The 23,464-nt window shown below is 60.0% G+C and carries 20 protein-coding genes and 1 other RNA gene; 13 read left to right on the plus strand and 8 right to left on the minus strand.

Annotation, left to right across the window (positions count from 1 at the left end):
• Positions 1–110 precede the first annotated feature (110 nt).
• Positions 111–1,784, plus strand: coding sequence for a DNA repair protein RecN (recN, locus tag ACU688_RS21565; RefSeq protein WP_448186333.1), 1,674 nt, complete (start codon positions 111–113; stop codon positions 1,782–1,784).
• An 86-nt stretch (positions 1,785–1,870) separates the two neighbouring features.
• Here the strand turns inward: recN and fur are convergent, their stop codons facing one another.
• Positions 1,871–2,275: a ferric iron uptake transcriptional regulator gene (fur, locus tag ACU688_RS21570; protein WP_124527768.1), complete on the minus strand. Its 405-nt coding sequence runs from the start codon at positions 2,273–2,275 to the stop codon at positions 1,871–1,873.
• A gap of 98 nt (positions 2,276–2,373) precedes the next feature.
• On the opposite strand from fur, the gene ACU688_RS21575 reads away from it, so the two are divergent.
• A complete protein-coding gene (locus ACU688_RS21575) occupies positions 2,374–2,901 on the plus strand; it encodes an outer membrane protein assembly factor BamE (protein ID WP_017735535.1) in 528 nt (175 codons plus the stop codon).
• 63 nt (positions 2,902–2,964) lie between these two features.
• Here the strand turns inward: ACU688_RS21575 and ACU688_RS21580 are convergent, their stop codons facing one another.
• Together ACU688_RS21580 and ACU688_RS21585 are read right to left on the minus strand one after the other, a co-directional pair.
• Positions 2,965–3,267 (minus strand): RnfH family protein, encoded by a 303-nt coding sequence (locus ACU688_RS21580; RefSeq protein ID WP_448186334.1) that lies wholly within the window; start codon positions 3,265–3,267, stop codon positions 2,965–2,967.
• On the minus strand, positions 3,260–3,694 hold the full coding sequence (locus ACU688_RS21585) for a type II toxin-antitoxin system RatA family toxin (RefSeq protein WP_017735533.1): 435 nt from the start codon (positions 3,692–3,694) through the stop codon (positions 3,260–3,262). The genes ACU688_RS21580 and ACU688_RS21585 overlap by 8 nt, the downstream gene beginning before the upstream one ends.
• 167 nt (positions 3,695–3,861) lie before the next feature.
• Here ACU688_RS21585 and smpB point away from each other — a divergent pair, with 167 nt between their 5' ends.
• A complete protein-coding gene (smpB, locus tag ACU688_RS21590) occupies positions 3,862–4,344 on the plus strand; it encodes an SsrA-binding protein SmpB (protein ID WP_014719962.1) in 483 nt (160 codons plus the stop codon).
• 38 nt (positions 4,345–4,382) lie between these two features.
• Here smpB and ACU688_RS21595 read toward each other — a convergent pair whose 3' ends face one another.
• Positions 4,383–5,150, minus strand: a complete 768-nt coding sequence (locus ACU688_RS21595) for a GntR family transcriptional regulator (protein ID WP_448186335.1) — start codon at positions 5,148–5,150, stop codon at positions 4,383–4,385.
• Between the two features lie 261 nt (positions 5,151–5,411).
• Here ACU688_RS21595 and ACU688_RS21600 point away from each other — a divergent pair, with 261 nt between their 5' ends.
• The 5 genes from ACU688_RS21600 (at position 5,412) to ACU688_RS21620 (ending at position 12,835) form a co-directional block, all read left to right on the plus strand.
• A complete protein-coding gene (locus tag ACU688_RS21600; protein ID WP_017735531.1) occupies positions 5,412–7,106 on the plus strand; it encodes a lactate permease LctP family transporter in 1,695 nt (564 codons plus the stop codon).
• A gap of 70 nt (positions 7,107–7,176) precedes the next feature.
• On the plus strand, positions 7,177–9,987 hold the full coding sequence (locus tag ACU688_RS21605) for an FAD-binding and (Fe-S)-binding domain-containing protein (protein WP_448186336.1): 2,811 nt from the start codon (positions 7,177–7,179) through the stop codon (positions 9,985–9,987).
• A 136-nt stretch (positions 9,988–10,123) separates the two neighbouring features.
• Positions 10,124–10,402, plus strand: a complete 279-nt coding sequence (locus tag ACU688_RS21610; RefSeq protein WP_448186337.1) for a PA2433 domain-containing protein — start codon at positions 10,124–10,126, stop codon at positions 10,400–10,402.
• Between the two features lie 101 nt (positions 10,403–10,503).
• Positions 10,504–10,900, plus strand: a transfer-messenger RNA (tmRNA) gene (gene ssrA, locus ACU688_RS21615).
• Between the two features lie 501 nt (positions 10,901–11,401).
• Positions 11,402–12,835, plus strand: coding sequence for an ArnT family glycosyltransferase (locus ACU688_RS21620; RefSeq protein ID WP_448186338.1), 1,434 nt, complete (start codon positions 11,402–11,404; stop codon positions 12,833–12,835).
• A gap of 15 nt (positions 12,836–12,850) precedes the next feature.
• Here ACU688_RS21620 and ACU688_RS21625 read toward each other — a convergent pair whose 3' ends face one another.
• Positions 12,851–13,339: a TIGR00645 family protein gene (locus ACU688_RS21625; protein WP_017739158.1), complete on the minus strand. Its 489-nt coding sequence runs from the start codon at positions 13,337–13,339 to the stop codon at positions 12,851–12,853.
• Positions 13,340–13,500: 161 nt separating this feature from the next.
• Here ACU688_RS21625 and ACU688_RS21630 point away from each other — a divergent pair, with 161 nt between their 5' ends.
• Complete coding sequence (locus tag ACU688_RS21630; protein ID WP_448186339.1) at positions 13,501–15,324, plus strand: hypothetical protein; 1,824 nt, start codon at positions 13,501–13,503, stop codon at positions 15,322–15,324.
• 3 nt (positions 15,325–15,327) lie between these two features.
• On the opposite strand, the gene ACU688_RS21635 is transcribed toward ACU688_RS21630, so the two are convergent.
• A complete protein-coding gene (locus tag ACU688_RS21635) occupies positions 15,328–15,636 on the minus strand; it encodes a PA4575 family protein (RefSeq protein WP_448186340.1) in 309 nt (102 codons plus the stop codon).
• Between the two features lie 324 nt (positions 15,637–15,960).
• Positions 15,961–18,399, minus strand: coding sequence for a Lon protease family protein (locus tag ACU688_RS21640; RefSeq protein WP_448186341.1), 2,439 nt, complete (start codon positions 18,397–18,399; stop codon positions 15,961–15,963).
• Positions 18,400–18,666: 267 nt separating this feature from the next.
• Here ACU688_RS21640 and ACU688_RS21645 point away from each other — a divergent pair, with 267 nt between their 5' ends.
• The 4 genes from ACU688_RS21645 to ACU688_RS21660 all read left to right on the plus strand — a co-directional run bounded on the left by ACU688_RS21645 (position 18,667) and on the right by ACU688_RS21660 (position 22,011).
• Positions 18,667–19,155: a DUF3015 domain-containing protein gene (locus tag ACU688_RS21645; protein ID WP_026137099.1), complete on the plus strand. Its 489-nt coding sequence runs from the start codon at positions 18,667–18,669 to the stop codon at positions 19,153–19,155.
• Between the two features lie 91 nt (positions 19,156–19,246).
• Positions 19,247–21,100, plus strand: coding sequence for an Lnb N-terminal periplasmic domain-containing protein (locus ACU688_RS21650; protein WP_448186342.1), 1,854 nt, complete (start codon positions 19,247–19,249; stop codon positions 21,098–21,100).
• A 172-nt stretch (positions 21,101–21,272) separates the two neighbouring features.
• Positions 21,273–21,566 (plus strand): chorismate mutase, encoded by a 294-nt coding sequence (locus ACU688_RS21655; RefSeq protein WP_448186343.1) that lies wholly within the window; start codon positions 21,273–21,275, stop codon positions 21,564–21,566.
• A gap of 88 nt (positions 21,567–21,654) precedes the next feature.
• Positions 21,655–22,011 (plus strand): hypothetical protein, encoded by a 357-nt coding sequence (locus ACU688_RS21660; protein ID WP_448186344.1) that lies wholly within the window; start codon positions 21,655–21,657, stop codon positions 22,009–22,011.
• 15 nt (positions 22,012–22,026) lie between these two features.
• Here ACU688_RS21660 and gdhA read toward each other — a convergent pair whose 3' ends face one another.
• On the minus strand, positions 22,027–23,364 hold the full coding sequence (gene gdhA / locus ACU688_RS21665) for an NADP-specific glutamate dehydrogenase (RefSeq protein ID WP_448186345.1): 1,338 nt from the start codon (positions 23,362–23,364) through the stop codon (positions 22,027–22,029).
• Positions 23,365–23,464 lie beyond the last annotated feature (100 nt).

The following is a 23,464-nucleotide window of genomic DNA, read 5'->3' on the forward strand; positions in this document are numbered from 1 at the left end:
TTGCGCTAAAAAAATAAGCCATTCAAGCAAATCGACCTAAGCGCCAGGATTGTCAGCCCAGAACAAAACACTGTATAAATAACCAGACCTAACGCCTGGGAGCGGCCGTCATGCTCGTGCACCTGTCTGTACATAACTACGCCATCGTCGAACACCTGGATCTCGAACTGGATCGCGGGATGAGCGTAATCACAGGCGAAACCGGCGCTGGCAAGTCGATCATGCTCGACGCCCTGGGCCTTACCCTCGGCGACCGCGCCGACAGCGGCGTTGTGCGCCCAGGCGCAGACAAGGCCGACATCCTGGCGACCTTCGACCTGGCGGACATCCCAGAAGCCGAAGCCTGGCTCGCCGAACGCGACCTGAATAACGACGGCCCGTGCATCCTGCGCCGGGTCATCACCGCCGAAGGCCGCTCCCGCGGCTACATCAACGGCACGCCCTGCCCCCTTGGCGACTTGAAAGCCCTGGGCGAGTTGCTGATCGACATCCACAGCCAGCACGAACACCAATCCCTGCTGAAAACCGACACTCACCGCCGCCTACTCGACGAATACGCCGGCGCCACCGACCTTGCGCGCCAAGTCCAGTTGGCCGCCCAGCGCTGGCGCCAGACGCGCCAGGAACTGGAACGCCTCTCCAATTCCGGCGACGAGCAGCGCGCTCGCCACCAACTGCTCAGCTATCAACTGGAAGAGCTCGAAAGCCTGGGCCTAGGCGAAACCGAGCTGGAACAGCTTGAGCAGGAACACAAGAACCTGACCAACGCCGAAACCCTGCTGGGCATTTGCCGCCAGGTGGTCGAGCAATGCAGCGAGAGCGATTCCGGCAACGTGCTCAATGCGCTGACCGCCAGCCTCAATCGCCTGTCCAGCGTGAACAATGCCTCTGGCTCCTTGAACGAAGCGACCACCCTGCTGACTAGCGCGCAGATCCAGGTCGAGGAAGCCGTTGGCGAGCTGAATCGCTTTCTGGATCACTTCGACGCCGACCCGGCACGACTACAGGAAATCGAAGAGCGCCTGGACACTATCTACACCCTGGCGCGCAAACATCGAATCCAACCCACCGAAGTGGCGACGATGCAGCAGAAACTGCTGGATGAAATCGAAACCCTGAATGCCAATGACGAATCCATTGAGCGCCTTGCCGATGAGCTTGCTGCTTTTGCCCGTCACTACCAAGAGAAGGCACGAGAACTGAGCGACCTGCGCCAACAGGCCGCCAGTGGTCTCGCCAGCGCCGTGGAACAGGAAATCCAGCGACTGGGCATGCCTGGCGGGCGTTTCACCATTGAGCTGCGGGCCAATGCCAACAACGAACTACAACCCCACGGCCTCGAACAGGTAGAGCTGCTGGTCAGCGCCAACCCTGGTCAACCGCTCAAGGCACTGGCAAAAGTGGCGTCCGGTGGTGAGCTGTCGCGAATCAGCCTGGCGATCCAGGTCATTACCGCACAAACGTCCCGCGTACCAACGCTGGTGTTCGATGAAGTGGACGTGGGCATTGGCGGGCCGACGGCGGAAATTGTCGGCCAGTTGTTACGTCGCCTGGGGGATCGCGGCCAAGTACTGACGGTCACGCACTTGCCACAAGTAGCAGCCCAAGGGCATCAACACCTGTTTGTACATAAAGTGCGCGGCAGTGATGCGACACACACGGCCGTGTCCAAGCTGAACAAGTCGGAACGCGTGGAAGAGGTAGCGCGGATGCTCGGTGGCATCGATTTGACCAAAGAGTCGTTGGCACACGCGAAGAAAATGGTGGTGGCGTCAAAGGCCTGATCTGACGTTTTTACTCTTATATAGAAAGCACGAAGGCGACCCTAGGGTCGCCTTCGATCGTTTCACAGGGCAAATCTGCGCTGTTTTTACTTTTTCTTACGGATGTACAACACAAGATTGTGGTCAACCAAATCGAAGCCATGCTCCTCAGCAATCTTGTGCTGCAGCGCTTCGATTTCCGGGCTGGTGAACTCGATAACCTCATTGGTATCCAGGTCAACCATGTGGTCGTGATGACCACCGTCGGCCAGTTCAAACACCGCATGACCACCGTCGAAATTGTGACGAACCACCAGCCCTGCGGCTTCAAACTGGGTCAGTACACGGTAAACCGTGGCCAGGCCAACGTCTTCGTTTGAGTCCATCAGCGCCTTGTAGACATCTTCGGCACTCATGTGGCGCTGCTCAGCAGAATCGAGCATTTGTAGAATCTTGACTCGTGGCAGAGTCACTTTAAGACCGGCTTTGCGTAGTTCGCTATTTTCAACCATGGTTAGCTTTCTCGCGGATGCTGCTTCGCAGCTTCTCTTAATACGGGTATGATCGGCGTTTACGTTGTCCCAGCCAAGATAGTGGAAGTCGCCCACCGATGCAAAACACCAAGCTCTTGCTAACCAGTTTCACCTTTGTGGGACTGCTCGCACTCGCCGGTTGTTCATTCCCCGGGGTTTACAAAATCGACATCCAGCAGGGCAATGTCGTCACGCAGGACATGATAGACCAGTTACGCCCGGGAATGACCCGACGGCAAGTACGGTTTATCATGGGCAACCCCCTGCTGACCGACACTTTCCATGCTGATCGCTGGGATTATCTCTACAGCATCCAGCCTGGTGGCGGTGAACGCCAACAGGAACGCGTCAGCGTCATTTTTAATGGCAATGACCAGCTTGTGAGCCTGTCCGGCGACTTCATGCCCGGTGTAAGCCGTGATGAAGCCTTGCTCGGCAAGGACAACGGCACCACCCCGACTGCCCCGGCGCAGGAAGGCGAGAAGCCGAAGTCCGAAGTACCGGCCAAGCCGGGCTCCCTGCTCGACAAGATCCAGAAAGACGTCGACGGCGTGGAAACTGTTCCAGTTCCGACGCCGCAGCCTCTGGACACCAGCCCGCAGTAAGTTTGCGGCGCTCAACAAAAAGCCCGGCATGCCGGGCTTTTTGTTACCTGCCATTTGGCAAGCCTAGGAATTCTGTTGCTTGGCCAAGGCAGCCTTGGCGGCACGCAACCGGCGCACCTCCTTTGGGTCCGCCAGCAAGGGCCGGTAGATCTCAATCCGATCACCTGCCTGCACAGCCCGAATCTCAGGGTCGGCAACCACCTTGCCAAAGATCCCCAAGGGACACTCCGCCAGCATCACCTCAGGAAACTGCGCCGCAATCCCCGATGCCTGCACCGCCGCCCGCAGGCTGGTGCCCGACGGCACCGCCACCACTCGCAACACCTGGCGATCCTCGGCGGCATACACCACTTCAATCTCAACCATGCAATTGCTTGGCGCGCTGGCAGAACGCATCCACCAGGGTATTCGCCGCCTGATTGAACAAAGGTCCCAACGTCGCGCGCACAAGCGGCCCGGCGTAATCAAAGGAAAGATCCAGGCTGATCTTGCATGCCTTGTCAGTCAGCGCCTTGAATACCCACACACCGTGAAGCTGGGTAAACGGCCCTTCCTGCAGATTCATCTCAATGGATTTCCCAGGCACCAAGACATTGCGCGTAACAAAGTGCTGGCCAATCCCGCCCTTCGCCACGCCAACACTGGCCACCATGTGCTCATCACTGCTTTCCAGCACCTCGGCGGCCGAACACCACGGCAAGAATTCCGGGTAACGCGCCACGTCGTTGACCAGGTCATAGAGCGCCTGCGCTGGATAGGGCAGCAGGGCCGAACGTTGAATGTGCGTCGTCATGTGAGCGTTATTTCCACTGCTGAGGCAAAACATCGCGAAACAACAGGCCGATCCGCGAGAGAAAAAAACCAAAGAACTGCCCGTATTGTCCGGGATTCATCCAACACGCTCAAGCACGTAGGTTGACCGTAGCCGACACGCTCGCAACTCCCTATAATGCCGCCCCTATGGCTAAACAAAAGAAACACCCCACAGGGACCATCGCGCAAAACAAAAAGGCGCGACACGATTACTTCATCGAACATCGGTTCGAGGCTGGCTTGGTCCTGGCCGGCTGGGAAGTAAAGAGTCTGCGTGCCAGCAAGCTGCAACTGGTTGACAGCTACGTGCTGCTCAAGGATGGCGAGGCGTGGCTGCTGGGCAGTCATATCACCCCGCTGACCACCGCGAGCACCCACGTGATTGCCGACCCGGTGCGCACACGCAAGCTATTGCTCAATGCGCGCGAACTGGAAAAGCTCGCCGCTGCCGTACAGCAGAAAGGCTATGCCTGCGTCTGCCTGTCCTGGTACTGGAGCAAGCACCTGGTCAAGTGCGAAATCGCACTGGGCAAGGGCAAGAAGGAATACGACAAGCGCGATACCGAGCGCGAACGCGACTCCAATCGCGAGCTGCACCGCGCCGTGCGCAACAAAGGCAAGGAAGAATAATCCTTGCCGCGATGTAGCCTCGGGTGAGTCACCCCTGGCTACATGCCTTTACGCCGCTCCGCCCGCGCCACGCGCTGAACCTCCTGACGCACTTCCTCCAACACTTCCTGCACATACTGCAAATGACGCGTAGAGACCTCGCGCGCCTCTTCCGCCCGCCCTTCGATAATCGCCAGATACAAATCCCGGTGCTGACTGATCAGCATGTCGCGGGTTTCCGTACGCTGCTGATACATGCCACCAATGTTGGTCACCACATTGCGCTTGAGCAAATCGAACAGCCCACGAATGGTATGCAGTAAAACGGCGTTGTGACTGGCCTCGGCAATCGCCAGGTGAAAGCTCGCATCGGCCGCACCTTCTTCCACGCGACTGACCTCATCGACACGCGTATAGCAATCCTGCAGCGCCTCAAACGCCGCAGTCAGCCGCTCACGATCAACCTCGGTGGCACGCAACGCCGCGTAATAGGCGCATGACGCTTCAAGGGTCTGGCGAAACTCCAGCAGATCACGCTGCGCCTCGGGATTGTTTTCCAACAGGTGCAGCAACGGATCGCTGAACGTAGACCCCAACGAGTCAACGACATAGTTCCCCCCTCCCTGGCGACTGACCAGCAAGCCCTTGGCCGCCAATTTCTGGATCGCCTCACGCAACGACGGGCGCGACACACCAAACTGCTCCGCCAGTGCGCGCTCGGCCGGCAAGCGCTCACCCGACTTCAGCGTGCCCTCAAGGATCATCCCCTCAAGCTGCTCGACAATATCGTCGGACAAACGGCGCTGACGCACCTGATCAAAAGCCATAACTCATTCTCCGCCATCCCGACCACTCGCCGGGCCCTCTATTCTCGCCTATCGCAGCGCTTGCAGCACCTATCAGAGCACCCTGGATTTACCCGCTCAGATCCCCTCACCCACCGACCTACGACCAAAGTTTCGCGGGCGGCAAATTGACACACCACCCCGAAGACTCTTAACCTAGCCAACAGCGATTGTAAATTGGTATTACCAATTAACCAAGCTAACAAAAAATGCATGACCAACAACAATTAGGGGCCACCCCATATGCAAACCTGGCAACAGCTCTACAGCCCTCTCGGCAGCCTTGGCCTGTCCGCACTGGCCGCCGTTATTCCCATCGTGTTCTTCTTTCTGGCCCTGGCCGTGTTCCGCCTCAAAGGCCACGTGGCCGGCAGCATCACCTTGGCCCTTTCGATCCTGGTGGCGATCTTTGCCTTCCAGATGCCGGTGGACATGGCGCTTGCCGCCGCCGGCTACGGTTTTGCCTACGGCCTGTGGCCCATCGCGTGGATCATCGTTGCGGCCGTATTCCTCTACAAATTGACCGTCAAGAGCGGCCAGTTCGAAGTCATCCGCAGCTCGGTCCTGTCGATCACTGACGATCAACGCCTGCAAGTGTTGTTGATTGGCTTCTGCTTCGGCGCCTTCCTCGAAGGTGCTGCCGGCTTTGGCGCCCCTGTGGCGATCACCGCCGCGCTGTTGGTGGGCCTGGGTTTCAACCCGCTGTACGCCGCCGGCCTATGCCTGATCGCCAACACCGCTCCGGTGGCGTTCGGCGCCCTGGGCATCCCGATCATCGTTGCTGGCCAAGTGACCGGCATCGACGCGTTCAAGATTGGCGCCATGACCGGCCGCCAACTGCCGCTGCTGTCGCTGTTCGTACCGTTCTGGCTGGTGTTCATGATGGACGGCCTGCGCGGCGTTCGTGAAACCTGGCCGGCCGCACTGGTCGCGGGCCTGAGCTTCGCCATCACGCAGTACTTCACGTCCAACTTCATCGGCCCGGAACTGCCGGACATCACCTCGGCCCTGGCCAGCCTGATCTCCCTGACCCTGTTCCTGAAAGTCTGGCAGCCCAAGCGCACCGCAGGCGCACAGATTGCCGGCGCGACCACCAGCGCCGCGGTGACCGCCAGTGCCGGCGGCTTCGGTCTGCCCCGCAGCACCGTGGCATCGCCTTACAGCCTGGGGGAAATTTTCAAGGCCTGGTCGCCCTTCCTGATCCTGACCGTGCTGGTCACCATCTGGACCCTCAAGCCGTTCAAGGCCATGTTCGCCGCCGGCGGCTCGATGTACAGCTGGGTGTTCAACTTCGCGATCCCGCACCTGGACCAACTGGTGGTCAAGGTTGCCCCGATCGTGACCAACCCGACGGCGATTCCGGCCGTATTCAAGCTGGACCCGATCTCCGCGACCGGTACGGCGATTTTCTTCTCCGCGTTGATCTCGATGCTGGTGCTGAAAATCGACATCAAAACTGGTCTGACCACTTTAAAAGAAACCTTCTACGAGCTGCGCTGGCCGATCCTGTCCATCGGCATGGTGCTGGCCTTTGCCTTCGTCACCAACTACTCCGGCATGTCCTCCACCATGGCGCTGGTATTGGCCGGTACGGGCGCAGCCTTCCCGTTCTTCTCGCCTTTCCTCGGCTGGCTGGGGGTTTTCCTGACAGGCTCGGACACCTCGTCCAACGCCCTGTTCAGCTCGCTGCAAGCCACCACTGCGCACCAGATCGGCGTCAATGACACCCTGCTGGTCGCGGCAAACACCAGCGGCGGCGTGACCGGCAAGATGATCTCGCCGCAATCGATCGCCGTGGCGTGCGCGGCCACTGGCCTGGTCGGCAAGGAATCGGACCTGTTCCGCTTCACGCTCAAGCACAGCCTGTTCTTTGCCACCATCGTCGGCCTGATCACCCTGGCCCAGGCCTACTGGTTCACCGGTATGCTGGTGCACTAAGGCCTGCACGCAATAGAGTAAGAATCGACGCCGGACCACGATTCCGGCGTCAGCTATTTCTGGAGGACCGATGAGCCTGCCTGCTGCTTTCCTGCACGACGTCGCACACCTGATCCCGAACGATCGGCGCTTCGACGACCCGCTTTCCACCCTCGCCTTCGGCACCGACGCCAGTTTTTACCGATTGATCCCACAGTTGGTTATCCGCGTGGAGTCAGAAGACGAAGTCGTCGCCCTGCTGCAACTGGCCCAGCGCGACCGCGTTCCCGTGACCTTCCGTGCAGCCGGTACCAGCCTGTCAGGGCAAGCGATCAGCGACTCCGTGCTGATCGTACTGGGCGATAACTGGAACGGCCGCGAAATTCGCGGGCAAGGCACGCAGATTCGCCTGCAACCCGGCGTGATCGGCGCCCAGGCCAACGCGTGGCTGGCGCCATTCGGACGCAAGATCGGGCCAGACCCGGCGTCGATCAATGCCTGCAAAATTGGTGGCATCGTCGCCAACAACGCCAGCGGCATGTGCTGCGGCACGGCGCAAAACACCTATCACACCCTTGCGGGTATCCGCCTGGTATTGGCTGACGGCAGCCGCCTGGACACCGAAGATGCGGCGAGCGTTGCGGCCTTTCGTGAACAGCAAGGTCCGCTGCTTGAGCGCCTGGCGACACTCGGTCGCGAGACGCGGGCAAATGCTGAATTGGCGGCAAAGATCCGCCACAAATACCGTCTGAAAAATACCACCGGCCTGTCCCTCAACGCCCTGGTGGATTTCGATGACCCGCTGGAAATCCTCAGCCACCTGCTGGTGGGCTCCGAGGGCACCTTGGGGTTTATCAGCGCCGTGACCTACGACACTGTGATCGACCACCCGAACAAAGCCTCCGCGCTGATTGTGTTCCCGGACGTCGAGACGTGCTGCAACGCGGTGACAGTGCTGAAGACCCAGCCCGTCTCCGCCGTCGAGCTGCTGGATCGGCGCAGCATGCGTTCGGTGCAGGACAAACCCGGCATGCCCGCATTCGTACAGCACCTGTCGGAAAACGCCTGCGCACTGCTGATCGAATCCCGCGCGGCGTCGTCTTCATTGCTGCAAGAACAACTGGCACTGATCATGGCGTCCCTGGCCGCGTTCCCAGTGGAAAAACAGGTCGACTTCACCGAAGACCCGCTGGAAAACGCGCGCCTGTGGGCGATCCGCAAAGACACCTTCCCGGCTGTCGGCGCCGTGCGTAAAACCGGGACCACGGTGATTATCGAAGACGTGACCTTTCCGGTCGAACAGTTGGCCATCGGCGTCAACCGCTTGATCGAACTCTTCGACAAACATCACTACGACGAAGCCATCCTTTTCGGACACGCCCTGGAAGGCAATCTGCACTTTGTGTTCACCCAAGGCTTCAACAGCGCGCAAGAAGTCACACGCTACCAGGCGTTCATGGACGACGTGGCACAGCTGGTGGCGGTGGAATTTGGCGGCTCGCTTAAGGCCGAACACGGCACCGGTCGCAACATGGCGCCGTTTGTCGAGCTGGAATGGGGCAGCGATGCCTACCAGCTGATGTGGCAACTCAAGCGCCTGCTGGACCCCAACGGCATCCTCAACCCGGACGTGGTCCTCAGCGAAGACCCGCAGATCCACCTCAAACACCTCAAGCCGCTGCCCGCCGCCGACGAGCTTGTGGATAAGTGCATCGAGTGCGGTTTTTGCGAGCCGGTGTGCCCGTCCAAAGGGCTGACACTGAGCCCGCGCCAGCGCATTGTGATCTGGCGCGACATCCAGGCGAAACAACGCGCCGGCATCGACACCACCGAACTGGAAGCGGCCTATCACTACCAAGGCATCGAGACCTGCGCCGCCACCGGCCTATGCGCCCAGCGCTGCCCTGTAGGAATCAACACCGGCGACCTGGTGAAAAAGCTGCGTAGCCGCGACGCCAACCGTACGAAAACCGCCGAATGGCTGGCCAACCATTTCTCCACCGCACTGCAAGGCGCACGCTTCACCCTGCACGTAGCCAATGGCGCACGGATGCTCTTGGGCGCGCCCCGCCTGGCGAAGCTGTCAGCCACGGTCACCAAACTGTCCAAGGGCCAGATTCCGCAGTGGTCCAACGCCATGCCGCAGCCGGAAAAAGCCATCCGTTTCAGCCCGCCCGTGACCGACGAGCGGCCACGCGTGGTCTACCTGGCCGCCTGCGTCTCACGCGCCATGGGCCCGGCAGCTGGGGATAAAGAGCAAATGTCTCTGTACGACAAAACCCGTGGCCTGCTGGAAAAGGCCGGCTATCAAGTAGTCTCTCCCGACAACCAGGACAACCTCTGCTGCGGCCAGCCCTTCGCCTCCAAAGGCTATGCCGAACAAGCCGAACACAAGCGCCAGGAACTGATCGGCGCCCTGCTCCACGCCAGCCGTGGCGGCCTCGACCCGATCTATTGCGACACCAGCCCCTGCACCCTGCGCCTGGTGCAAGACCTGGGCAACACACGCCTAGACCTTTACGACCCCGTGCGTTTTATCCGTACCCACCTGATGGACCGCCTCGACTTCACACCGCAGGATGCCCCCATCGCCGTCCACGTGACCTGCAGCACCCAACACCTGGGCGAAAGCCAGGCCCTGATCGACCTGGCCCGCCGCTGCGCAAAAACCGTGGTCATCCCGGAAGGTATCCATTGCTGCGGCTTTGCCGGCGACAAAGGCTTTACCACGCCGCAACTCAACGCCCACTCCCTGCGCTCCCTCAAGGACGCCGTGCAATATTGCAGCGAAGGCATCTCCACCAGCCGCACCTGCGAAATCGGCCTGAGCCAGCATGGCGGCATTGATTACCACGGGCTGGTGTACCTCGTAGACCGCGTCACCCAGGCCCGCGCCCACTGACCCCGCAAAAAAACCGAACCCCTGCGCCCCGGCGCAGTCATCTGCATAGGCCTCGGCGAACGAGGCCCCTCAGTGATGTCGCTGGCAGCCCGTGAACGCCAGCAGCGTCGAGCCCTTTTGCGCAAGGAGATACCCTATGAAGCGTTCCGCTCTTGCTGGCTTGTTCATCACCGCTGCGATGCTGGCCTCCCCCGTTTTCGCTGCCGGTGACAAAGACCTGTGCGAGATCAACCTCAACAAAATCAACAACGGCAAAGCCCTGCTCGCCACCGACAGCAGTGGTAAAAGTGGCGAGATCGACACCGCCGTCTCCCAAGCCAAGGCGGCCCACGCCGCAGGCGATGAGAAAAAGTGTATCGAAATCACCGCCAAGGCCCTGCAAGACCTGCAAGACCTCGACAAAGGCGGCAAATAACCCGACAGCGGCTAGACCAACCTTCGGGTTGGCCTTCCCGCGCCGTTTGGCGTACACTGCACAGGCTTGTCACTCACTATGAAACAACGAGTTACAAGCACGGGGCCGTTTAGGATTCGACGCCGGTTGCGAAACTTTAGGTGCATGCCGAGTTGGTAACAGAACTCGTAAATCCACTGTTGCAACTTCTTATAGTTGCCAATGACGAAAACTACGGCCAGGAATTCGCTCTCGCTGCGTAAGCAGCCTTAGCCCTGAGCTTCTGGTACCTTCGGGTCCAGCAATCACCAGGGGATGTCTGTAAACCCAAAGTGATTGTCATATAGAACAGAATCGCCGTGCAGTACGTTGTGGACGAAGCGGCTAAAACTTACACAACTCGCCCAAAGCACCCTGCCCTTCGGGTCGCTGAGGGTTAACTTAATAGAAACGGCTACGCATGTAGTACCGACAGCGGAGTACTGGCGGACGGGGGTTCAAATCCCCCCGGCTCCACCACTTCATCATCTAAAGACGTCCACGGACGTCTTTTTTTGTGCCTGGAATCCAGTGATTGCCAACGTTGAGCACGGTCGAACTCAATTCGGTACGCAGTGCGCCCCAAATTGAAAAGGCCTCGCACAATCACCGCACGTCTCACAAATTCCGCTCCGCGCCGCCGCCAGCTACGCAACAACCTACGAATACGCAACCGGAGGCCATCGCAGCTGCAAAGGCATCTACGTATTCGATACGGAATTGCACAAAGACATCAAAATCTGCGGTACAAACGGCGCTGATCGTCAGGGTTGGGTGCGGGTGGAAAAGCTAAGCGGACCGCTGGGGATTTTTGTCATCGGCACGGTGCCCATCTGACGCTCGCATGGCCAGATCGGCGCAGGACTGAACCCTTCACTATTTATCCATCCGTTCACGAAATATTCAGAATCGCCGACCGATACTAGCCCATTGCAATGACCGCTCCCCCCGAGCGCTCTCCCGCCCTGGTAGCCAGAATCCATGACGCGTCCTGTTCCTCTGCTGCTCCTGCTTGTTGCACTGCTATTTTTCTTCGCACTTGGCAGCCATGAGCTGCAAGGCTCCACCGAAGCCCGCGTCGCCGGGATTGCGATGGCCATGCACCTGGACAACAACTGGGTGGTGCCGCAGTTGTTTCGCGAACCTTTCCTGGAAAAACCGCCCCTGAGCCTGTGGCTCGACGCCGGGGCGATTCGCCTGTTTGGCGGCACCACTTGGGCTGTGCGCCTGGCGTCGGCGTTTGCCGGGTTGTTCAGCGTGATGCTGTTTTACGGAATGTTGCGCAAATTCGGCCGGCCGCAGACCTTGGCGTTTTGCGCGGCGTTGATCCTGGCAACCATGGCCAGTTATTGGAGCAACGCGCGTGGCGTGGGCGAGGACTCGCTGCTCAGCCTTGGCGTGACCAGCGCACTGCTGGCGTTCTACCAAGCCATGCGCCCGGAAAACTCAGGTTCCAAGGTGGGCGCATGGGCGCTGTTCACCGCGGGTATGGTGATCGCCACCCTGAGCAAAGGCGTGCTGGGTCTGGCGATGCCGGGCATTGTGATTTTTGTGTACCTGGCCGTAACCAATGTGATGGACAAGCGCCTGCGCATCGGCGACTGGCTCAAGCCTGGGCTGTTCACACTGCTGGCCTTGGTGCCCCTGATGGTCTGGCTGGCGTTCCTGCTCCAGCGCGGCGGCATGCAGGCCGTCGGTGAAGTGTTGTGGACCAACAGCGTCGGCCGCTTCAGTGGATCGTTTGTCGAGGCCGGGCACTACGAGCCGTTCTACTACTACATTGCCAAGCTGCCTGAGGCTTTCTTGCCGTGGAATATCCTGGTGTACCTGGGCCTGTGGCATTTCCGTAAGAGCCTGGTGCGCAATCGCTATCAGCTGTTTTTCTGCATCTGGCTGGTGGCGCAGTTCACCCTGCTGACGCTGGCTTCCAGCAAGCGCACCGTGTACTTGATGTCGCTCACGCCGGCCGCCGCGGTACTGGCGGCGGAATACGGCCTCGTCTTGCTGCAATGGTTGAAAGCGCGCAAACCCGGCCTGTACCGCTACCATCGGCAGGCGATCGGCGGCGTGTTCGCCGTACTGATTGCCAGCTATATGGTTGCTGCAAGCGTGTTTGCGCCCAAAGCCGACAAGCGCGAGTCCTTCGTGCCGGTGATCAGCCAGCTTCAGGCGCTGCAAGCAGAAGGTCGAGAGGTGGCGATATTTCAGCCGAACGAGCGGATTGCCGGGGCCGGGGTGTTCTATATGCAGGGCTACGTGCCACTCCTGCAAACCGAGCCCGAGTTGCGCGCATTCCTTACGGCCAAACCCGGCAACGTTGCGTTGACGGATCACACCAAAGGGCTGGATGAGCCGGTGAAGGTGATCAAGGAGATGGCGATCGGCCGCCAGCCTTACTACTTCATCGAGCAATAAGGCCGGCGCGGTGCATCAGTGCTTGGTCAGCTTGTCCAGGTAACCCATGGCAAACGCCGAGACGACGAAGGTCATGTGAATGATCACGTACCACATCAGATGCTGTGGATCGACGTTCTTGGCGTCCATGAAGATGCGCAGCAGGTGGATCGAGGAGATCGCCACGATGGACGCCGCCACTTTCATCTTCAGCGAGGAAGAGTCCATGGTGCCCAGCCAGTTGAGCTTTTCCTTGTTGTCATCGATATCCAGCTGCGAGACGAAGTTCTCGTAGCCGGAAATCATCACCATCACCAGCAAACCACCGACCAGCGCCATGTCGATCAACGACAGCAGCAGCAGGATGACGTCGGCTTCCAACATGGTGAACACGTTGGGCAGGACGTGGATGATTTCCTGAAAGAACTTCAACGCCAGGATCAGCAAGCCCAGGGACAGCCCCAGGTAGATCGGCGCCAGCAGCCAGCGTGAGGCGTACATAGTGTTTTCGATAAAGCGTTCCATGGGATCTCACACAGCGGGGCTAGAAATGGCGGCGAGTATACCAGCCGCTACCAAACACCTGTAACCGCGAGAAAACTGACCTGGGCGCATCTGTAAGAGAATTTTTCTGCTAGTGTCGAGGCCATTAAATCGGCTCGATGACGTCGGACAGGAAAACTCAGATGATGGATGTGCGAACGCCTTTGGCCAGCTTCGGCCTGTGTGCAGTGTTGCTGATGGCCAGCGGCTGCTCCCCCAAAGATGAGCAGAAGCAAGCCACCCTCGAAGAGAAAACCGCCACGTTCGAACAATCCCTGGACAGCATCCAGGACCCCAAACTGCGCGACGCCATCGCCGACCTTGGCGGTTCGCTGCTGTTGCTGGAACGGGCGCGGGTCAAACTCGCCGACAAACCCATCGAAGCCGAATACGGTGAAAACTCCCTCGCCCTGCTGACGCATTACCCTACGCCCCAGGCGCTGGTGGACACCTATATCAACGGCCTTTTCGTACTGCGCAAAGCCTCCCATTCCGACTACCTGACGGACTTGCAGCCGGTCTTCCCCTTCAGCTTCAACAGCCCGGACCAGTTCCCGTTCCCCCATGGCCTGGAATGGCAGTCGGTAACGCTGAGCAACAACAAAGTCATCCCGTTCCAGCCGGAATGGTCAGAAACCGACCCCGGCATCCAGTTGAGCCCCAGCAGCTCCAACCTGACCAACCCCGATGACTTGACCGTCACCTACCCGTTCATCGACGGCATCGAGACCGAAAACAAAAGCCAGCCGCAGCCCATCAGCCTCAAAGGCACGGTGGAAGTGATCGCGCCGGGCAAGGTGTTGAGCTTTGATCTGAGCAAACAGGACGTCGGACGCACACGTACCGAAGGCACCGTCACCCTCAAGCTGCTGTTGCTGGAAAAGAACTACGCCGAGATCGAGATGACCAACAGCGCTCCCCTGGCCCCGGAGGTCGGTGACGAGTCGCCCAACCCGCTGCTGGTCGAGGCGCGGGACAGCACCGGGCAATTTCTCACACGCTCGGGCTCGATCAACGAAAGTGTCGCGCAAGTGGCGTTCTACGAGAAACAACTGGCCGAGATGCAAAAACAGACGGCGTGGTCCGAGGCCTTCGAGAAAAAGCTCGTCAATGAGCAAAAAGACTTCGAACACAAGCAGAACAGCCATTACGCCAAGGTCTACTTCAATGGCGTGATCGACAACCTGCAAGTCAACGTGCTGGATTTTTCCAAGGCCACGCTGACCCGCAAGGACCTCGACCTGCCGGTACTGCGCTTCGACAAGAACAGCCTGCAAAAAACCGTGCAAGCCTTGCCGATGCCGGTCACGGTGTATGACGACGGTGCAGCGAGCTGGCTGAAAGACGCGAGCATGACCGAGGACCAGCTGAAAAACAGCGTCACCATCAGCCAGTCCACCGAAGACGCCAGCGCCGCGCATATCGTGTTCGACCACCCGTTCACCTTCAATGACGACCTGGTGGGTACCGAGCGCAACAGCAGCGAAGCGCCGATCACCTTCTTCACCGCCGATGACAAGGGCGAGCGCGGCGAGCCGATCGAGCTACCAACCGAAGCCTTCGAGCTGAATCCGGCACGCGGCACCCTCACCTACGACCTCAACCTGTTCCCGGAAAACCCGGCGTTTGTGGTCGGCTCGATCCCGCTGTTCCTGGCCACCATCGAGAAAGCCACGATTGACACCGCCAAGTTGCCCAAGGGCCTGTCGCTCAAGGACAACGCGCTGATTGTTGACCAGAAAGAGTTTCCCGCCGACAGCTGGCGCTTCTACGCCAAGGACGCCAGCGGCCATTACCTCAAGGAAATCCTCGGCGTCAGCCATCGCGCCGAGGAATACGGCACGGCGATGTTTGACGTGCACTATTTCTACGGCCAGCCGACCACCCTGGAAAGCTACCAGCGCACCGACCTGGACACCGTGCAATACGGTTTCGAGGTCAAGCTGGACAAGCCCGAGAGCAAATAGCGCTCAGTGATGGGTGTCGCCATTGAGCTGACGCAAATGGGCCTGCATGTGCAGGCTCCAGATCTGCGGATCGCCGGCCTGCTCATAGCCATGCAGGGTGAGGCTGTCTACGATTGATTCAAGCATGGTTTCTGCCACGAACGGCCCATGAAACGGGCCTTGTGACTTGATGGTGGACGGCTGTTCACCGGTCATTCCGGCGGCAAACAACAAGGTCCACAGCCCGCTATCCCCGGCAAGAGGGCGAATGGAACATTCGATACGGGTGACCAGGCCCAGGCACTGGCGGGTAAGGCAAAGGCTGCGCGGCATGGCGGCGACCCTCGGTAGATCGGTGTTCAACCTCAACGCTCGGCGAGGCTGTTTCTATCCTGCGACTCCTGTGGAGATCCCTTGAGCAGAGAATAGAAGAAAACCGCGAGAAACCAAGGTTGTAGGGACCAACGGGCGTTGGTCCCAAACCCGAGTCAATTTCATGACAGCCCCCGAAGGCACTGCTGTACCCATGTGGGAGCTGGGTTATGTGGGAGCTGGCTTGCCTGCGATGACGGACTCATAGCCACCATTTCTGTTGACTGACACACCGCTATCGCAGGCAAGCCAGCTCCCACACTGGGCCTGAGTAACGCCGGGCATTTAGCTCGGCTTGGCTTCAGCCAGCGCCTCCTGCGCCAACTCCTTCTCCGCTTCCTTCAGGTCTTCCTCGCTGATCATCTCCGCAATCACCCGCAAACGCTCAACCACCCGCGCATTGACCGAGCCTTCCGGGAACTGCCCTTCCGCATCCGGCGCACCCGCCGGTTCGCCCACCAGCAGGCTCAGGGCTTCATCCGCCTGGCGCACCGCATAGATATGGAATTGCCCGGCGCGTACCGCCTGCAACACCTTCTCATCGAGCATCAGCGTGGCAACGTTGGCCTGGGGAATGATCGCCCCTTGCTCACCGGTCAAACCGCGGGCTTCGCACAGGCGGAAGAAACCTTCGATCTTCTCGTTGACCCCACCCACCGCCTGCACTTCACCAAACTGGTTGATCGAACCGGTGATGGCAAAGCACTGCTTGAGCGGCGTCTTCGACAGGGCCGAGATCAAGGTGCACGCCTCGCCCAGTGACGCACTGTCACCGTCCACGTAACCGTAGGACTGTTCCAGCGCGATACTCGCCGAGATCGCCAGCGGGAATTCCTGGGCATAACGGCTACCGAGGTATCCGGTGAGGATCATCACGCCCTTGGAGTGAATCGGCTGGCCGAGGTTGACCTCGCGCTCGATGTCGACAATCCCGCTGCCGCCCGGGTACACCGTGGCGGAAATCCGCGCCGGCACACCAAAGGCCGAGTCACCGACTTCCAGCACCGTCAGCCCGTTGCACTTGCCGACGGCGGCACCGTCGGTGTCGATCAGGATCACCCCGGCGAGCATGTCGTCGAGAATCCGCGCCGACACACGCCCGGTGCGGGTGGCCTTGGCCTTGAGCGCACGCTCGATATGCCCGGCATCGGTCATCTCGTCGCCGGCCAGGTGGCGAATGAAATCCGCCTCGCTCACCAACTGGAACAAATCACCGATACGCGCCGACAAACGGCCCTGATGCTCCGCCAACCGTGCGCTGTAGGTGGCCAACCGCGCCACCGCATCCGAGGTCAGCGGCGCCATGCCTTCTTCCGAGGTGCGGGTCTTGAGCAACTGGGCGAACTGCTCCAGGCTTTCGTCCACCATCGGGATGTCTTCGTCGAAGTCCACCAGCACGCGGAACATCTCCTGGAAGTCCGGGTCGGCGTCCTGCAACGCGTAGTACAACTGGCGCGAGCCGATGATGATCACCTTGACCTGCAACGGGATCATCTGCGGGTTGAGGGTCACCGTGGCCAGGCGGCCCAGCTCGCCCAACGGCGATTCCATCTTCAGCTTGCGCGATTGCAGGGAGCGCTTGAGGGCGTCCCACACAAACGGCTCGCTGAGCATTTTCTCGGCTTCAAGGATCAGGAAACCGCCGTTGGCGCGGTGCAACGCGCCCGGACGCAACTGGCGATAGGTGGTGTAGAGCGCGCCCTGGTCGGTGCTGTATTCGATACGGCCGAACAGGTTGTCATAAGTCGGGTGCGGTTCGAACACCACTGGCGCGCCGCCGTTGACCGGATGGCCTACCACCAGGCTTGGGCAGTATTGCTCTTCGAGCAACTTGCGCGCCTGGGCGTCGGTCTTGGCGTCGTCCACCAACTGCTCGACCACGGTCTTGAGCAGGTACACCTGCATGGCTTGCAGGTAACCGCAGACGGCGGCGTTTTCCGCGTATTTTTCCGACAGCGGCGCGAGCAAAGGCTGTAGGGCCAGGGTGATGGTTTCTTCGTTGAATTGGCGCAGTTGGTTGTTCGACTCACGCTTCCACTGCGGCAGGCTGGCCAATTCTTCGTTGAGACGCTCTTCCAGCTCGGAAATATCCGTGTGGAAACGCTCGCGGTCGGCTTCCGGCAGCTGCGAGAACTCCGCCTCGTCCAGGGCCTTGCCGTCGAGCATCGGCGTGAACGCGATGTTGGAACTGTCGCGGTAGAGCGCCACGTCCTTCTCGAGGGCCAGGCGTTCGATCACGTCCAGGGCCTTGTCGTAACGCTGATTGAAGGCGCGGTCGATGGCACTTTTGCGCTGCTGGTACGTGGGGTGTTCGAACACGGCCGGAAAGGTGGCCGTCAGGTTGTCGACCAACCCGTTAATGTCGTTGATGAACGCCGCCGCAGCGCCGCCCGGCAATTCCAGGGCGCGGGGTTCGCGAGGCTCATCGAAATTGTTCACATAGACCCAGTCCGACGGGGTCTGCAGGCGTTTGCCTTCGGCCTTCAGGTAGCGTTTGACGAACGAAAAGCGGCCGGTGCCCGGCTCGCCCATGACAAACACGTTGTAACCGGGGCGTGGCATGGCCACACCGAACTGCAAGGCTTCAACCGCACGTTCCTGGCCAAGCACACCGCGAAAGGGCTCCAAATCATTGGTGGTCGAGAAGCTGAACTGTTCAGCGGAGAAAGGGCGAGTCAGCGCTTCGGGCGCTAGACGCAAGCTGGCAGCAACAGGATCAGGCATCGGGCTTCCTTACATCAGGCGGGGCAGATGTCGGCATTCTGGCTCCCGCTTGCGCGCTCTGGCAAGGCGCGTCGTTGGGAAAGCGTGGACACGGAACAGGTCCTACAAAAAAAGCGCGACATCTCTGATTGTTTTATAAAAAATCACGGAACCCCTTGAACCTGCCTAAACTCCAAACTGCGCGGGTTGGACTAATAACTGGCCCCTAGGGCGCCGCAATGCGCCTGAACCCTTGTCCATTGGTTTGCACACAAAGAGAACAAAGCTATGAAACGGATCCTTCTCGGTACTCTCTTCACCGTTGTCTCCCTCAATGCAATGGCAGAATCGCCAGGCGGCCCGAACTGCGGTTGGGGCAACATGCTGTTCGAAGGCCAGCGCGGCACACCAGCCCACTTCCTGGCTTCCACCACCAACGGCACGTCCGGCAACGCCACCTTCGGCATGACCTCGGGCACCAACGGTTGCAGCACCAACAGCGCCCTGACCTACGGCGGCAAGTCCTGGATTGCCATGAATGGCATGATGAACGAGCTGTCCGAAGACATGGCCAAGGGCAATGGCGAAGCGCTGACCACCTACGCGGTGGTACTGGGCGTGGCGCCGGAAGATCGCGAGCACTTCGCGGCCGTGACCCACGAGCACTTCCAGCAGATCTTCAGCAAGGCTGACGTGACCGCTGACGACGTGCACAACAACACCCTGTCTGTACTGAAAAGCGATGCCCGCTTGGCGAAATACGCGACCCAAGCTTAAGCTCGACCAGCCCGCGCCTCCCCAGGCGCGGGCTGTATTTTTGGACCCGCCCCCCTTTTGGGTCTCACTTTTTCCGACTTAAGTTGCTCCTATGCTCAAACGCTTTGCCTGGATGGCACTCTTCGCCTGCGCCCCGCTGTACGCGGCCCCGCATCTTGATGATCAACGTTTGCAGCAATTGGCCAACGACCCGTTCTGGCTGTCTTTGGGCCATTACGAAGCCGGCAAAATCAGTGGCTGGCGCAGTTACGTCAGCGAGCAGAAATTTTTCCTCGCCGCTGATGGCGCGCACCATCCCGACGCCGAACTCAAGGCCACCGTTGACGCGTTGTACGCGCCGGCAAGCCTCGGCGAAAAACACGCCCAATGTGTCTACCCCGCACGTACCCGCTGGCTCAAGGATCAGTTGCACCTAACCGACCTGCCCGCCGTGGACTGCAAAGAATTCAAGCAATGGTTCAAGGACGTCGCGCCCCATAGCGCGGTGATGATCTTCCCGGCGGCCTACCTCAACAGCCCGTCGTCTATGTTTGGCCACACCCTGCTGCGCATCGACCAGGCCGACGTGCAAAGCAACAACACCGCCCTGCTCAGCTACGCGATCAACTTCGGCGCCTATATCGAAGGTTCCGACAACAGCATCCTCTACGCCTGGAAAGGCCTGATGGGCGGCTACCCCGGCCTGTTCGCGCTGGTGCCGTACCAGGAAAAACTCTCCGAATACCGCAGCCTCGAGAACCGCGACCTGTGGGAATACCGCCTCAACCTGACCCAGGTCGAGACCGAGCGCATGGTCGAGCACGTGTGGGAACTCAAGCAGATCAAGTTCGACTATTTCTTCTTCGACGAAAACTGCTCCTATCGCCTGCTGGAACTGCTGCAAGTGGCACGTCCCGGCCTGCGCCTGACCGAACAGTTCCCGCTGACCGCGATCCCCACCGACACGGTCAAGGCCGTCAAGGATGCCGGCCTGGTTGAAAAGATCGACTACCGCCCTTCCCGCGAACGCGAGTTGCTGGAGCGTGCCAAGCCGCTGGACAGCGATGAACAGCAATGGGTGCTGAAAGTCAGCGATGACCAGAAGCAATTGCAAGACCCGACGTTCAAGGCCCTCGCCAAAGACCGCCAGGCCCTGATCATCGACGCAGCCTACCGCCTCGGCCGCTACCGCGCCAACGGCCTGGAACGCGACCCGGCCCGCTCCCAACGCAGCTTCGAACTGCTGCGTGCGATCAACCAGAACCCCGCGCCCGACCTCCAGATCACCCCGCCCGGCCTGCCGGAAAACGGCCATGAATCGCGCACCTGGCAAGCCGGCATCGGCACCCGGGGCGACAAGGCCTTTGGTGAATACGGCCTGCGCATGGCCTACCACGACCTCAACGACAACGCCGAAGGCTTCCCCCTTGGCGCGCAGATCGAAATCCTGCAAATGAAACTGCGCCAGTACGAAGGCAACCACTGGCAATTGCAGCAATTGGACCTGGCCACCATCCGCTCCCTGACGCCGCGCAACGACCTGTTGCAACCGTTGTCCTGGCAAGTCACCGGCGGCCTGGAGCGCGTACCGGGCAAACACGACGACGAAACCCTGGTCGCCCACGTCAACGGCGGCGCCGGCGGCACCTGGCAACTGCGCGACGACATGCTCGGCTTTGCCCTCGGCACCGTGCGCGTGGAACACAACAATGATTTCAATGAAGCCATCTCACCGGCAGCCGGGTTCAACACTGGCGTGCTGTGGAGGAATCCGCTGGGCAATTTGAGCCTGGAGGCCAAAGGGGATTTTTTCACCAATGGCGAAGTGCGCCGTAGCCTCAGCCTGAACCAGCAGTGGGAATTGTCACGCAACCTGGGCGTACGCTTGAGTGCACAGCGTGAATACAGCCACCTGTCGACGCCGGTGAATGAAGTGATGCTGGAAGTGAAGTGGTATCACTACTAACTTGAGCTCGACCCAGATCCAAATGCAGGAGCAATCAATGTGGGAGCGGGCTTGCCCGCGATGGCGGTGTATCAGCCAAGCATCCAGTGACTGACACACTGCAATCGCGGGCAAGCCCGCTCCCACATTGGGTCCGCATTTATTCAGATATTTATCAGGGAGCTTCAACAACATGGCCGTTACCTGCACCACCCTCGACGAAGTCCGCAGCAACATCGACCGCCTGGACCAGCAAATCGTCACCCTACTGGCCGAACGCGGCCAATACGTCTCCCAAGCCGCGCGCTTCAAAAAAGACACCGACAGCGTCAAGGCCCCGCAGCGGGTTGAACAGGTCATCGCCAAAGTGCGCAGCCTAGCCAATACCGCAGGCGCCAATCCGGACGTCACCGAACAGGTCTATCGCGCCATGATCGCGGCATTTATCCAGCAGGAATTGGCTGAGCATGCGGCTCTGACGACATAACATCTTTCTCACCTCCCTTTCACAACGCCCCGACAATCCTCTATCTAGACTTCTCCCTATCAGCCGGTAGCCGGCCAGGGAGTCTGTCATGTGGCGGTATGCGGTATTGCTGTGCGCGGTGGTGTGGCTGGCGGGTTGCCAATCAACCCATCAGGATTTATTGGCCAAAGGGTATCCACCGGCCTTTGCCGATGGTTTTGATGACGGGTGCAGCAGCGGTCGCCAGGCCGCTGGCGTGATTAGCGGGGAGTTTCGCAAGAACGTCCCGCGTTATCTGAAGGACCGTGAGTACGCCGAAGGGTGGGAAGACGGCTTTCGCCAGTGCAAGGCCATGCGTGAAAACGAAGAGCTGCGCGACTACAAGGACAATCACTGGGACGACCGTGAGCGCGCCTGGCAGCATGAGAAAGACCGCGATGCCGCCAGGGCCTATCGTTCGCAATAGGCCCTGGTTGCAGCGTTAGACGATGCCTTGGGCCAGCATCGCGTCGGCGACTTTCACGAAGCCGGCGATGTTCGCGCCCTTCACGTAGTTGATCCGGCCGTTTTCTTCGCCGTAATGCACGCACGCGTGGTGGATCGACTGCATGATGTTGTGCAGCTTGCTGTCCACTTCACCGGCGGTCCACAGCAGGCGCATGGCGTTCTGCGACATTTCCAGCCCGCTCACCGCCACGCCGCCGGCGTTGGAGGCCTTGCCCGGGGCGAACAGGATGCCGGCTTCGATAAAGATATCCACCGCCGCCAGCGTGGTCGGCATGTTAGCGCCTTCGGCCACGCAGAGGCAGCCGTTGCGCAGCAGGGTACGGGCGGCGTCGGCGTCGAGTTCGTTCTGGGTCGCGCAGGGCAGCGCGATGTCGCAGGCCAGTTCCCACGGGGTTTGACCCTTGCGAAATTCCAGGCCGAAACGTTCGGCCAGTTCGCTGATGCGACCGCGCTGGACGTTTTTCAGCTCCAGCAGGGCCGACCATTGTTCTTCGGTCAAACCGCTTTCGGCGTACAACGTGCCTTCGGAGTCGGACAGGGAAATCACCTTGCCGCCCAGGTCCATGACCTTGCGCGCCGCGTATTGCGCCACGTTGCCGGAACCGGACACCGCCACGCGCTTGCCTTCAACCCGCAGGCCGTCGCGCTTGAGCATTTCTTCGGCGAAGTACACGCACCCGAAACCGGTGGCTTCCGGGCGGATCAGGCTGCCGCCGTAGGTCATGCCCTTGCCGGTCAGCACGGAGGTGAACTGGTTGCTCAGGCGCTTGTACTGGCCGAACAGGAAGCCGATCTCGCGGGCGCCCACGCCGATATCGCCGGCCGGAACGTCCACGTCAGCGCCGATATGGCGGTACAGCTCGCTCATGAAGGACTGGCAGAAGCGCATGACTTCGGCGTCGCTCTTGCCCTTGGGGTCGAAGTCCGAGCCGCCTTTGCCGCCGCCCATGGGCAGCGAGGTCAGGGAGTTCTTGAAGGTCTGTTCGAAGGCGAGGAATTTCAGCACGCCCAGGTTCACCGACGGATGGAAGCGCAGGCCACCTTTGTAGGGGCCGATGGCGCTGTTCATCTGGATACGGAAACCGCGATTGACCTGGACCTTGCCATGATCATCCACCCACGACACCCGGAAGGTAATCGCACGTTCCGGCTCGCAGATGCGTTCCAGGATACCCGAGGTCAGGTAATGCGGATTGGACTCTAGAAACGGCCATAGGCTGCGTAGGACTTCTTCTACGGCCTGGTGGAATTCTGGCTGGTCCGGGTCGCGTTTCTTCAGGCGGCCAAGGAAGGATTCGACGGATTCGATCATGGAAAAGTCTCGGCAAATTGATTGTTTTTAAATGAGATTGGGCCGGACTTTATCAATTCATGCCGCACTGCGACAGGGCAAAATGTCGCTTTTGTGAATT

It is taken from the genome of Pseudomonas acericola (SeqCode) (assembly GCF_053456465.1).